Annotated in this window: 13 protein-coding genes; all 13 read left to right on the forward strand. The window is 37.5% G+C overall.

The window, feature by feature from the left end:
- The 13 genes from fusA (at position 1) to rpsS (ending at position 12,990) form a co-directional block, all read left to right on the forward strand.
- A complete protein-coding gene (fusA, locus tag AMD00_RS18630; protein ID WP_053418538.1) occupies positions 1–2,079 on the forward strand; it encodes an elongation factor G in 2,079 nt (692 codons plus the stop codon).
- A 136-nt stretch (positions 2,080–2,215) separates the two neighbouring features.
- Positions 2,216–3,403 carry an elongation factor Tu gene (tuf, locus tag AMD00_RS18635; protein WP_038179057.1) on the forward strand — a complete coding sequence of 396 codons (1,188 nt, stop codon included), beginning with the start codon at positions 2,216–2,218 and terminating at the stop codon, positions 3,401–3,403.
- A 145-nt stretch (positions 3,404–3,548) separates the two neighbouring features.
- Positions 3,549–4,232 (forward strand): response regulator transcription factor, encoded by a 684-nt coding sequence (locus AMD00_RS18640; protein ID WP_053418586.1) that lies wholly within the window; start codon positions 3,549–3,551, stop codon positions 4,230–4,232.
- Positions 4,233–4,238: 6 nt separating this feature from the next.
- Positions 4,239–5,264, forward strand: coding sequence for a sensor histidine kinase (locus AMD00_RS18645; protein WP_053418539.1), 1,026 nt, complete (start codon positions 4,239–4,241; stop codon positions 5,262–5,264).
- A gap of 99 nt (positions 5,265–5,363) precedes the next feature.
- The gene (locus AMD00_RS18650) at positions 5,364–6,125 is read left to right on the forward strand and encodes an ABC transporter ATP-binding protein (protein ID WP_053418540.1); all 762 of its coding nucleotides are present in this window, start codon (positions 5,364–5,366) and stop codon (positions 6,123–6,125) included.
- Positions 6,115–8,103: an FtsX-like permease family protein gene (locus tag AMD00_RS18655; RefSeq protein WP_053418541.1), complete on the forward strand. Its 1,989-nt coding sequence runs from the start codon at positions 6,115–6,117 to the stop codon at positions 8,101–8,103. Before AMD00_RS18650 ends, AMD00_RS18655 begins: the two co-directional genes overlap by 11 nt.
- A gap of 124 nt (positions 8,104–8,227) precedes the next feature.
- Positions 8,228–9,544: a Na+/H+ antiporter family protein gene (locus AMD00_RS18660; protein ID WP_053418542.1), complete on the forward strand. Its 1,317-nt coding sequence runs from the start codon at positions 8,228–8,230 to the stop codon at positions 9,542–9,544.
- Between the two features lie 315 nt (positions 9,545–9,859).
- Complete coding sequence (rpsJ, locus tag AMD00_RS18665) at positions 9,860–10,168, forward strand: 30S ribosomal protein S10 (RefSeq protein ID WP_004233624.1); 309 nt, start codon at positions 9,860–9,862, stop codon at positions 10,166–10,168.
- 47 nt (positions 10,169–10,215) lie between these two features.
- Complete coding sequence (gene rplC / locus AMD00_RS18670) at positions 10,216–10,845, forward strand: 50S ribosomal protein L3 (RefSeq protein ID WP_053418543.1); 630 nt, start codon at positions 10,216–10,218, stop codon at positions 10,843–10,845.
- 26 nt (positions 10,846–10,871) lie between these two features.
- Positions 10,872–11,495, forward strand: a complete 624-nt coding sequence (gene rplD, locus AMD00_RS18675; RefSeq protein WP_038179069.1) for a 50S ribosomal protein L4 — start codon at positions 10,872–10,874, stop codon at positions 11,493–11,495.
- The gene (rplW, locus tag AMD00_RS18680; RefSeq protein WP_038179071.1) at positions 11,495–11,776 is read left to right on the forward strand and encodes a 50S ribosomal protein L23; all 282 of its coding nucleotides are present in this window, start codon (positions 11,495–11,497) and stop codon (positions 11,774–11,776) included. Before rplD ends, rplW begins: the two co-directional genes overlap by 1 nt.
- Positions 11,777–11,817: 41 nt before the next feature.
- Complete coding sequence (rplB, locus tag AMD00_RS18685) at positions 11,818–12,648, forward strand: 50S ribosomal protein L2 (protein WP_053418544.1); 831 nt, start codon at positions 11,818–11,820, stop codon at positions 12,646–12,648.
- Positions 12,649–12,708: 60 nt separating this feature from the next.
- On the forward strand, positions 12,709–12,990 hold the full coding sequence (rpsS, locus tag AMD00_RS18690) for a 30S ribosomal protein S19 (RefSeq protein WP_038179075.1): 282 nt from the start codon (positions 12,709–12,711) through the stop codon (positions 12,988–12,990).
- Positions 12,991–13,001 lie beyond the last annotated feature (11 nt).

Below are 13,001 nucleotides of genomic sequence, written 5' to 3' on the forward strand. Positions count from 1 at the left end.
ATGAAACGCGAATTCTCACTTGAGAATACTCGTAATATTGGGATCATGGCTCACATTGATGCTGGTAAAACAACAACAACTGAGCGTATCCTTTATTACACTGGTAAGATTCACAAAATCGGTGAAACTCATGAAGGTGCTTCTCAAATGGACTGGATGGAGCAAGAGCAAGAACGTGGTATTACAATCACTTCTGCTGCGACAACAGCCCAATGGGAAGGCCACCGTGTAAATATCATCGATACTCCTGGACACGTAGACTTCACTGTAGAAGTAGAACGTTCATTACGCGTACTTGACGGTGCTGTAACAGTACTTGATGCTCAATCTGGTGTTGAGCCTCAAACTGAAACTGTATGGCGTCAAGCTACAACATACGGTGTTCCACGTATTGTATTCATTAACAAAATGGATAAAACAGGAGCGGATTTCTTATATTCTGTAGGAACTCTTCATGAACGTTTACAAGCAAACGCTCATCCTGTTCAATTACCAATCGGCGCTGAAGATCAATTCTCTGCAATCATTGACTTAGTTGAAATGAAAGCTACTTTCTACGGCGACGAAAAAGGTACAGCAGTAACTGAAGGAGAAATTCCTGAAGAACACCGCGAACTAGCTGAAGAATACCGTGAGAAATTAATCGATGCTGTTGCAAGTGTTGATGAAGAAATCATGGAAAAATATTTAGAAGGCGAAGAAATTACTGTTGCTGAACTTAAAGCGGCTATCCGTCGTGCTACGATCGCAGTAGAATTTTACCCAGTAATCTGTGGTACAGCATTCAAACACAAAGGCGTACGCCCTATGTTAAATGCAGTTATCGATTACTTACCATCTCCATTAGATGTACCAGCAATCAAAGGTACAGATATTGATGGTGAAGTAGAATTAGAACGTCATCCTTCTGATGAAGAGCCATTCTCAGCTCTTGCATTCAAAGTTATGACTGATCCATTCGTAGGTAAATTAACTTTCTTCCGTGTGTACTCTGGAACATTAGATTCAGGTTCATACGTACAAAACTCTTCTAAAGGTAAACGTGAACGCGTAGGTCGTATCCTACAAATGCACGCTAACTCTCGTGAAGAAATCTCTAAAGTGTATGCTGGGGACATCGCAGCAGCAGTAGGTCTTAAAGATACTACTACTGGTGATACTCTATGTGACGAGAAAAACCTAGTTATTCTTGAATCAATGGAATTCCCTGAGCCAGTAATCTCACTTTCTGTAGAACCAAAATCTAAAGCAGACCAAGATAAAATGGGTCAAGCTTTACAAAAACTACAAGAAGAAGATCCAACTTTCCGTGCTCACACTGACACTGAAACTGGTCAAACAATCATCTCTGGTATGGGTGAGCTTCACCTTGATATCTTAGTTGACCGTATGCGCCGTGAATTCAAAGTAGAAGCTAACGTAGGTGCTCCAATGGTATCTTACCGTGAAACATTCCGTAGCTCTGCAAAAGTTCAAGGTAAATTCACTCGCCAATCTGGTGGTCGTGGACAATATGGAGATGTTACGATTGAGTTCTCTCCAAATGAAGAAGGTAAAGGCTTTGAATTCGAAAACGCTATCGTTGGTGGTGTAGTACCTCGTGAATACATTCCTGCAGTAGAACAGGGTCTTCGTGACTCTCTTGACCGCGGTGTAGTTGCTGGATACCCATTAATCGACATTAAAGCGAAATTAGTATTCGGTTCTTACCATGACGTTGACTCGAATGAGATGGCGTTCAAAATTGCTGCATCTATGGCTCTTAAAGAAGCTGCGAAACAATGTAACGCTGTTATCTTAGAACCAATGATGAAAGTTGAAGTTGTAATTCCAGAAGAATATCTTGGTGATATCATGGGTAACATTACTGCTCGTCGCGGACGCGTTGAGGGTATGGATGCTCGCGGTAACTCTCAAGTTGTTCGTGCAATGGTGCCACTATCTGAAATGTTCGGATATGCTACAACTTTACGTTCTGGTACACAAGGTCGCGGTGTATTCTCTATGACATTTGATCATTATGAAGAAGTGCCAAAATCAATTGCTGCCGAAATCGTTAAAAAAAATAAAGGTGAATAATTTCTAAGTTGAATTTTCACTCTAATTAAAGTATAAATAACTTGTATGCTATATATGGAAGAGGATAGGGCCCTATTCTCTGAAATATATGACTATAAAACTAAAATTATAAACATTATTGAGGAGGCATTTTCTAATGGCTAAAGAAAAATTTGACCGTTCTAAAACGCATGCTAACATTGGTACAATCGGACACGTTGACCATGGTAAAACAACTTTAACTGCTGCAATCGCTACAGTTCTTTCTAAAAAAATGGGTGGCGAAGCTAAATCATACGCTGATATCGACAACGCTCCAGAAGAAAAAGAACGTGGTATCACAATCAATACTTCTCACGTAGAATACGAAACTGATACTCGTCACTACGCTCACGTAGACTGCCCAGGACACGCCGATTATGTTAAAAACATGATCACTGGTGCTGCTCAAATGGATGGCGGTATCTTAGTAGTATCTGCTGCTGATGGTCCAATGCCACAAACTCGTGAACACATCCTTTTATCTCGTCAAGTAGGTGTTCCATACCTAGTAGTATTCATGAACAAATGTGATATGGTTGACGACGAAGAACTACTTGAATTAGTAGAAATGGAAGTTCGTGACCTATTATCTGAATATGATTTCCCAGGCGATGACCTTCCTGTAATTAAAGGTTCTGCTCTTAAAGCTCTTGAAGGCGAAGCAGAATGGGAAGAAAAAATCGTTGAATTAATGGACGCTGTTGATTCTTATATCCCAACTCCAGAACGTCAAACTGACAAACCATTCATGATGCCAGTAGAGGATGTATTCTCTATCACAGGTCGTGGTACAGTTGCAACTGGCCGTGTTGAACGTGGTCAAGTTAAAGTCGGCGACGTTGTAGACATCGTTGGTATTGCTGAAGAAGCTAAACAAACAACTGTAACAGGTGTTGAAATGTTCCGTAAATTATTAGACTACGCTGAAGCTGGAGACAACATTGGTGCTCTTCTTCGTGGTGTAGCTCGTGAAGATATCCAACGTGGACAAGTACTTGCTAAGCCAGGTTCAATCACTCCACACACAGACTTCAAAGCTGAAGTTTATGTTCTTTCTAAAGAAGAGGGTGGACGTCATACTCCATTCTTCTCAAACTACCGTCCTCAGTTCTACTTCCGTACAACTGACGTAACTGGTGTTTGTAATCTTCCTGAAGGCGTAGAAATGGTTATGCCTGGAGATAACATCGAAATGACTGTTTCTTTGATCTCTCCTATCGCTCTTGAAGAAGGTACTAAGTTCTCTATCCGTGAGGGTGGACGTACTGTAGGCGCTGGCGTTGTAGCTTCAATCACTAAGTAATTTCTATTACTTTTTTTAAAACCATCTCGTGACGACGAGATGGTTTTTTATTTATAAATGCATTAAAGTTTTCCCTTTTACTGGAGAAAGCTTTTTTTATTTGCTCTATTTCTTGTACAATATAGTATGAGAGGGTGAATGTATGATGAAAGTTTTTATTATCGAAGATGATCGAGCTATTTTTGAAATTATTCGAGAACGATTCAGTCAGTGGTCTATGGAAGTTACAAAACCTACAGATTTCCAAAAAGTGATGGAATGCTTTCATAATGAAACTCCACAACTAGTTATTATTGATATTCAGTTACCTGCATTCGATGGTTTCCACTGGTGTCGCGAGATTCGGCATATTTCAAAAGTGCCGATTATCTTTTTGTCTTCACGAGATCATCCTATGGATCAAGTTATGGCTATGCAAATGGGCGCAGATGATTTTATACAAAAACCATTTAATATGGATGTACTATTGGCTAAAGTACAAGCCATTGTACGGAGAACATACGATTATAAACAAGAAAGACTACATACTGCATTATGGAATGGGGCTACCATTGATTATTCAAGAGGTACCATTACTAAAGAAGACTGCTTAGTTGAATTAACTAAAAATGAATTATTTATTTTAAGGGTTTTAATAGAACATTTAAATCAGATTGTATCTCGTGATGAATTAATGAGAAAGCTATGGGATGATGAACGCTTTGTTAATGATAATACGTTATCAGTGAATATGAATCGTTTACGCTTGAAGCTTGAAGAAATTGGATTGGAAGAAGTTATTCTTACAAAAAAAGGACTAGGCTATATGGCTATTACTAAGGAGGTCTAATTTGTAATGCTTTTAATGTTTCTTAAGGAAAGAAAGTCGTGGATTCTTTTTTTTATAGCCGTTCAGCTGTGGTTAAATTTAGTTCTTTTCTTAGATGTAGGATTATCTAATGTATCTGCAGTTTATCTTAATTTAACTAATGTAGTTGTATTTATTCTTTTTTTAATATGGCGATATATAAAAGAGACCAAATCAATTCGTAGACTGAAACATTTCCTGGGGAATGATTTAGATATAGAGAGTGTTCTACCTGCTCCTTCAGAAAAGTTATCGAGTTTTGAAGGGGTATTTTTTAAAGCTATTGAAAATGTTGAAGTAAAGAGACGGGAACAAATTAACGATGTACATGTTGAGTTTTCAGAAGATCAGGATAGAGCATTAGGATGGATTCATGAAGTGAAAACGCCTTTAACTGCAATGAAGCTTATGATTGACTCCTTAGAGGACACTACTTTTAAGAAGCGCCTTGAAATTGAATGGTTAAGAATCCATTTGCTACTTGATCAGGAACTACATCATATTAGACTTTCTACAATAGAGAATGACAACAGGATGGAAATGATATCAATTAGGCCAACAATACTGAGAGAGATTAAGAATTTGCAAACATGGTGTATTGAAAAAGGTATTGGCTTTGATATTGAGAATCTCGATGCTGAAGTACTAACTGATCAAAAATGGACATCCTTTATTATTCGTCAATTACTTTCTAATGCAGTCAAATATAGTAATGATAATTCAGATATACAGGTATATTCATCAAAGGATTCAGACGGTCATGTATATTTATATATTAAAGACTCGGGTATAGGGATTAGCCAGGCTGACTTGCCACGCATTTTTAATAAGTCTTTTACGGGTAAAATTGGTCGGCATCAAACTGCTTCAACTGGAATGGGGTTATATTTGGCCAAAAATGCAGCATCAAAATTAGGTATCCAAATATTTGTACAGTCTGAAGAGAAAATAGGAACAGTCTTTTCCTTACGTTTTCCTTTGAAAAATGAATTCGTTAAAATCATGAGTAGATGACGAAAATGTCACCTACTCTTTTTGTTTGTCATGTTAATCAAACGATTCTTTTTTTGAAATTATATAGAATGGTCATATAAGCGAGAGGGAGGAATTGTATTGGCTATTTTAAAAGCACGTAAAGTTAAAAAAGTTTATGGACGTAAATTAGCTGCTCAAGAAGTCTTGAAAGGTATTGATATAGAGGTTAATGAAGGAGAATTTGTTGGTATTATGGGTCCATCAGGTTCTGGAAAGACAACTTTGTTAAATGTTCTATGTTCGATTGACAATGCGACTGAAGGTGTTATAGAAATTGGTGGTAATGATTTAAGGAAGATGAAAGAGAAGGAATTATCGAAGTTTCGCCGGGAACAGTTAGGTTTTATATTTCAAGACTATAACTTATTAGATACATTAACTGTGAAAGAGAATATATTACTACCGCTATCTATTAGTAAAGTATCAAAATCTGAAGCTGAAAGTCGTTTCAATACACTAACGGATTTATTAGATATACGTGAATTAGCTAATAAATATCCAAATGAGATCTCAGGTGGACAAAAACAAAGGACATCTGCAGCACGTGCACTTATTTCGAATCCATCTATCGTATTTGGGGATGAGCCAACAGGAGCGTTAGATTCAAAATCAGCTACCGCTCTTCTAGAAAACTTATCTACTATTAATGAGAAGCAAAAGGTGACAATTATGATGGTTACCCACGATCCAGTAGCAGCGAGTTTTTGTAGCCGAGTGTTATTCTTGAAAGATGGTCAACTCTATACAGAGCTTTATAAAGGTGAAAAAAACCGTAAAATGTTCTTCCAAGAAATTATGAATACGCAAGGTATTTTAGGCGGTGACGGTTATGACGATTAGTCAACTCGTACTCCGAAGTATGAAAAAGAATATTACACATTATTATTTATACTTTTTTGCTCTGATATTTAGTGTGACATTGTACTTTTCATTTGTGACTTTGCAATTTAACCCGAGTATTTTAGAAATGACAAAAGAAAGTACTACAGGTGCAGCGGGATTTAAAGCTGCTTCAGTGATGTTAGTATTCATTGTGACGTTTTTTGTGATTTACGCTAACCATCTTTTTATGAAGCGCAGAAGTAAAGAAATCGGTTTATATCAATTGATTGGGATGTCGAAGGGCACTGTTGTACGTCTATTAGCACTTGAAAATATGCTATTGTGGACTGGTGCAACAGCTGTAGGGGTTAGTATCGGTTTTTTAACATCACGGGTATTTGCGATGATTCTATTGAAGCTAATTGCTAAAGAGGCTCTTGTGGAAATCGCATTTTCTTCACAGGCACTTTTTCAAACACTTGTTGTTTTCTTAATTCTATTAGTAGTAATAACTATTCAAACTATTTTCGTGATTCGTCGTTCAACGTTACTTGATTTGTTTTCTGCAAGTAAAAAAGGTGATACGCGTGTGAAACGTTTTGGATTGTTTCAAATGTTATTAGGTCTAATAGGCTTAGTGTTAATTACCTTTGGATATTATAAATCAACACATTTATTTGATTTTGATTCTGCCACTATTAATCAGTTAGTAATAAAGATGATTGTAATATTGGCTTCAACTATTATAGGGACTTTCTTCGTTTTCCGTTTTTCAGTATCTTTAATTATGAATATAATTCGTAAAGGAAAGAAAGGGCATTTATCATTAACTGACGTATTGGCATTAACGCCTATTATGCATCGTATGAAAGGGAATGCGAAGTCTTTAACACTGATTACAGTAATGACTGCGGTTGCTTTAGCTATTATGTCATTATCTTATATTGCGTACTATTCAGCGGGTGCGAGTGCAAAGCAAGCTGTACCTTTTGACGTCATTACATTAAATGAACAAAATAAAACGTTTGAAGAACAACTTCAAAAAGAAAATATAAACTTTAAAAAATATGAGTTTGCTTTGTTGAATGTAGATATTGATATTTCAAGCTTGATGAAGAAACCAATATCAAGTGATATTAAAGAAAATATACGACTTGATTCTATAGTGACAAAGTTAAGCGATATGAAGAAAATCTACCCTGAAGCTAGTTTAAAAGAGGGAGAAGCCTATCTAGTGGGATATAGCGGTATGCTTGCAGAATTAATGCCTCTAGAAGTTGGTAAGTCTATGACTGTGCATACAACAGAAGGTAAATCAAAACTAAAAATGATTGGACTTGAAAAGAGGGGGATTATTACAAGTCAACTTTCATATGGCAGTGCAGCTATCGTTGTTACAGACAGATATTTCGATAAGTTAGCAACAGAACCGAAAATTCAGAAGAACTCCATTTGGTACGAGCAAGAAGGTTACTCATTTGAAGAAAAAGATTTGGAGAAGGTTCAAGGAATATATATAAAGACAACCAATGGTGGAAAATTCACCACAAAGGATACAAAAGGGAAAGAAAAACAATTTTTCGCATGGACTCAGGAAGGTAATAAAACTGATGCATTAGAATTATGGGGTAATGTCATTTTCATTACAGCATTCCTCGGCTTAGCATTCTTACTGGCAACAGGTAGTGTTTTATACTTTAAGCAAATGTCCGATGCAGAAGATGAAAGAGAGTCTTATACGGTTCTTCGTAAAATCGGCTTTACCAAGTCAGAGATTATGAAGGGGATATATATGAAACAAACTTTTAACTTTGGTGTACCACTTCTGATCGGGTTATTACACAGTTATTTTGCTGTTAAATCAGGGTGGATGCTATTTGGTACAGAGCTAACAACACCATTAATCCTGACAATGAGTATTTACGCATTACTTTATTCGGTATTTGCATTGTTGTCCGTTACGTATTACCGCAAAGTTGTAAATGAAAGTTTATAATTACAGAACAAACCCACGTAGAGTATTATTTTACGTGGGATTTTTTTATTGACATTAATAATTAATCTATTTATAATTACTTTATCGAACTAGAGAACTAGAGTATGAAAGTGAAGTGTGAAATATGAATGCAGTAATAATAGCGATAGCTGTCATGCTAATATTAAGTCTATTACGTATAAATGTTGTACTTTCACTTGTATTAGGTGCATTTGCAGGGGGCCTTACAAGTGGTATGGGAATTTCTAAAACTGTAGAAACATTTACAGAAGGGTTAGGAGCAGGAGCGACAATAGCTTTGAGTTACGGTTTATTAGGCGGTTTTGCAATCGCCATTTCAAAAACCGGAATTCCAGAATTAATGATTGCTTCGATTCTGAAACTTTTAAATAAAAATGGTGAAAATAATAAACAAGGATTAGTGAAGGCTTTAATCTTCTTTTTAATTTTTGCAATGGCCGTATTCTCTCAAAACTTGATTCCGATTCATATAGCATTTATTCCATTATTGATTCCGCCAATTTTGAAAATCCTAAATATGCTTGAAGTAGATCGCCGAATTATCTCAACAATTATTGCAGTTGGTTTAGTGGGCACGTATAGCTTTGTACCTTCAGGATTCGGTTCTATTTTCCAAGAGATTATAGCAACTCAAGTAACAAAGGCTGGTATGAATGTATCCGTAAGTGATGTTCCAATGGCAATGGCTATTCCGGTGTTAGGCATGCTTATTGGTTTAGTTGTTGCATTATTCTTTTATCGTAAACCACGACGCTACGAAGAAGTGGGTGTTGAAACTTCTTCTATAGAACTAAAGGTTAGCAAAAAAGTAATTATTTCAACTATCATTGCATTAATTGCAGCGCTCTATACACAGATTGCAACTGATTCTATGATAGTTGGTGCATTTGCAGGTATTACAGTTATGTACGTAACTGGGGCATTAAAATGGAGAGAAGCAGATGAAGTTTTAACAGATGGTATGCGCATGATGTCATTTATCGGATTTGTTATGATTGCGGCAAACGGTTTTGCATCTGTTATAAATGCAACAGGAGATATAGATAGTCTAATCAACAGTTCATTAAGTATATTCAAAGGAAATACGAGTTTAGCTGTATTTGCTATGCTAATAATAGGTTTAATCGTTACGATGGGAATTGGTTCATCCTTTGCGACAATTCCAATCATTGCAACACTTTTTGTTCCTTTGTCTGTAGGACTAGGGTTAAGCCCATTAGCAATTATGTGTTTGATTGGGACAGCGGGTGCTCTTGGAGACGCTGGATCGCCAGCTTCTGATACGACTCTAGGGCCAACAGCCGGATTGAACGTTGACGGACAGCATAATCATATTTGGGATACATGTGTTCCGACGTTTATCTTCGTAAATATTCCACTCATTATTTTTGGCTGGATTGCTTGTGTATTCTTCTTATAATAGTAAGGTGCAATTCAAGTTGAATTGCATCCTTTTTTTTATTACATATAGTTTGCAATATAGCTGTATTTTTTATATACTTGGAATCTGCTGAAGAGCAAAAGATGAAGATAACATAGAATAAACAAGACATTGAAAAGAGTTTAGCAAAAACACTTGCTTATTCTTTTTTTTATGTGTATAATATCAAATGTTGGTCTTCGACTGCGATGAAGCGGGAGGTTGCCGACACACCCGGCCGCATTGCCATGGCGCGTGTGACGGAGAAATTTCCGTGGAGAATGTCTAGGAAATAGGCGAAAAGGAGGGAAAATAATGGCAAAACAAAAGATCCGTATCCGTTTGAAAGCATATGATCATAGAATTCTTGATCAATCTGCTGAGAAAATTGTGGAAACTGCTAAACGTTCAGGTGCAAGTGTATCAGGTCCGATTCCACTTCCAACTGAAAAATCGGTGTACACAATTCTGCGTGCCGTGCATAAGTACAAAGATTCTCGTGAGCAATTCGAGATGCGTACTCATAAACGTCTGATCGATATCGTTAACCCAACACCACAAACTGTTGACGCGTTAATGAAACTTGATTTACCATCTGGCGTTGATATTGAAATCAAACTTTAATGGTAAAAATGAAAATAGAAAAACAATAATCACAGGAGGTGTGACAAATGACCAAAGGAATCTTAGGTAGAAAAATCGGTATGACGCAAGTTTTTGCTGAGAACGGTGATTTAATCCCTGTAACTGTTGTTGAAGCTACTCCAAACGTAGTACTTCAAAAGAAATCAGTTGATACAGATGGTTACGAAGCAATCCAAATCGGTTTCGAAGATAAGCGCGAAAAGCTTTCTAACAAACCTGAAAAAGGACACGTAGCTAAAGCAAGCACTGCTCCTAAGCGCTTCATCCGCGAAATCCGCGATGTAAACTTAGCTGAGTACGAGGTTGGTCAAGAAGTCAAAGTTGAAATTTTCGCAGAAGGCGATGTAGTAGATGTAACAGGTGTTACTAAGGGTAAAGGTTTCCAAGGTGTTATTAAACGCCACGGACAATCTCGTGGTCCTATGGCCCACGGTTCTCGTTACCACCGTCGTCCTGGTTCAATGGGTCCAGTTGCTCCGAACCGCGTATTTAAACAAAAGAAATTACCTGGTCAAATGGGTGGCGGAGTTGTTACAATCCAAAACTTAGAAATTGTAAAAGTTGACGTTGAACGCAACTTACTACTTATTAAAGGTAATGTTCCTGGTTCTCGTAAAGCATTAGTAACAGTAAAAGCTGCTATTAAAGCTAACTAACTTACCGAAGAAAGGAGGAAACAGGAATGACAAAAGTATCTTTGCTTAGTCAAACGGGTTCTTCTGTTGGTGAAATCGAATTAAACGATGCAATCTTCGGAATCGAACCAAACCAAAACGTGTTATTCGACGCAGTAATCGCTCAACGCGCTTCATTACGTCAAGGTAACCATAAAGTAAAAAACCGTTCTGAAGTTGCTGGCGGTGGTCGTAAACCATGGAAGCAAAAAGGAACAGGACGTGCTCGTCAAGGTTCTATTCGCTCTCCACAATGGCGTGGCGGTGGTGTAGTATTCGGTCCAGTACCTCGTAGCTATAGCTACAAACTACCGAAAAAAGTACGTCGTTTAGCTCTTAAATCAGCTCTATCTGCTAAAGTATTAGAAACTAATTTCTTAGTACTAGATGCTCTTAAACTAGACGCACCAAAAACTAAAGATTTCGTAAAAGTTCTTAAAGATCTTTCAATCGAATCTAAAGCATTATTCGTAACTGCTAATTTAGATGAAAACGTAGCATTATCTGCTCGTAACATCCAAGGCGTTACTGTTGTACCAGCTGCTGGTATTAACGTTCTTGATCTATTAGGTCATGAAAAAGTAGTTTTCACTAAAGCTGCTGTAGAAAAAGTTGAGGAGGTGCTTGGTTAATGGAAGCACGTGATATTTTAAAACGTCCTGTCATTACTGAGCGTTCTTCAGAACTAATGGCAGAAAACAAATATACATTTGAAGTTGACACTCGTGCCAACAAAACTGAAGTTAAAGATGCAGTTGAATCTATCTTTGGTGTTAAAGTTGAGAAAGTAAACATCATGAACTACAAAGGTAAATACAAACGCGTTGGTAAATTCGGTGGTTACACAAACAAACGCCGTAAAGCAATTGTTAAATTAGTTGCTGGCAACGAAATCGAATTATTCGAAATGTAATTTTCGTTCATTATTGAACAATAAAGAAGGAGGGAACTCAAATGGCGATTAAAAAGTATAAGCCTACCTCAAATGGTCGTCGTAACATGACGTCATCTGACTTTGCTGAAATCACAACTAACAAGCCTGAGAAATCATTGTTAGAACCGACTAAACGCAAAGCTGGTCGTAATAACCAAGGTAAAATCACTGTTCGTCATAATGGTGGTGGCCATAAACGCCAATATCGTGTCATCGATTTCAAACGTTTGAAAGATGGCATTCCAGGACGCGTTGCTACTATCGAATATGATCCAAACCGTTCTGCAAACATTGCATTAATTAATTATGCAGATGGTGAAAAACGCTACATCCTAGCACCTAAAGGTCTAGTTGTAGGAATGACAATTGTATCAGGTGCAGATGTTGATATTAAAGTAGGTAACGCATTACCACTTGAAAATATCCCAATGGGTACTACAATCCATAACATCGAAATGAAACCTGGTAAAGGTGGACAATTAGTACGTTCTGCTGGTACATCAGCTCAAATCCTTGGTAAAGAGGGTAAATACGTAATAGTTCGTCTTCAATCTGGTGAAGTTCGCATGATCCTTGCTACTTGCCGTGCTACAATCGGTCAAGTTGGTAACGAACAACACGAATTAATCAACATTGGTAAAGCAGGTCGTACTCGTTGGTTAGGCAAACGCCCAACTGTACGTGGATCTGTAATGAACCCGAACGATCACCCACACGGTGGTGGTGAAGGACGTTCTCCAATCGGACGTAAATCACCAATGACACCATGGGGTAAACCAGCTCTTGGTTATAAAACTCGTAGCAAGAAAAACAAATCCGACAAACTTATCATTCGTCGTCGTAAAAAATAAAGTGATTAGACTGCGGTTCGTTGAAAGAACCGTAGTGGGATCACGGAGGGAGGCTCCAATATGGGTCGCAGCTTGAAAAAAGGACCTTTTGTCGATGACCACTTAATGAAAAAAGTGGAAGCACAAGAGGCTTCTGAGAAAAAACAAGTTATCAAGACTTGGTCTCGCCGTTCTACAATCTTCCCGAACTTTATCGGACTAACTATCGCTGTATATGATGGACGTAAACATGTTCCTGTATACGTGACTGAAGATATGGTAGGTCATAAACTAGGTGAGTTCGCACCAACACGCACATATAAAGGTCATGGTGCAGATGATAAGAAAACATCAGTACGCTAATATGAGGGGAG

The organism is Viridibacillus arvi (assembly GCF_001274945.1).
GTDB lineage: Bacteria > Bacillota > Bacilli > Bacillales_A > Planococcaceae > Viridibacillus > Viridibacillus arvi.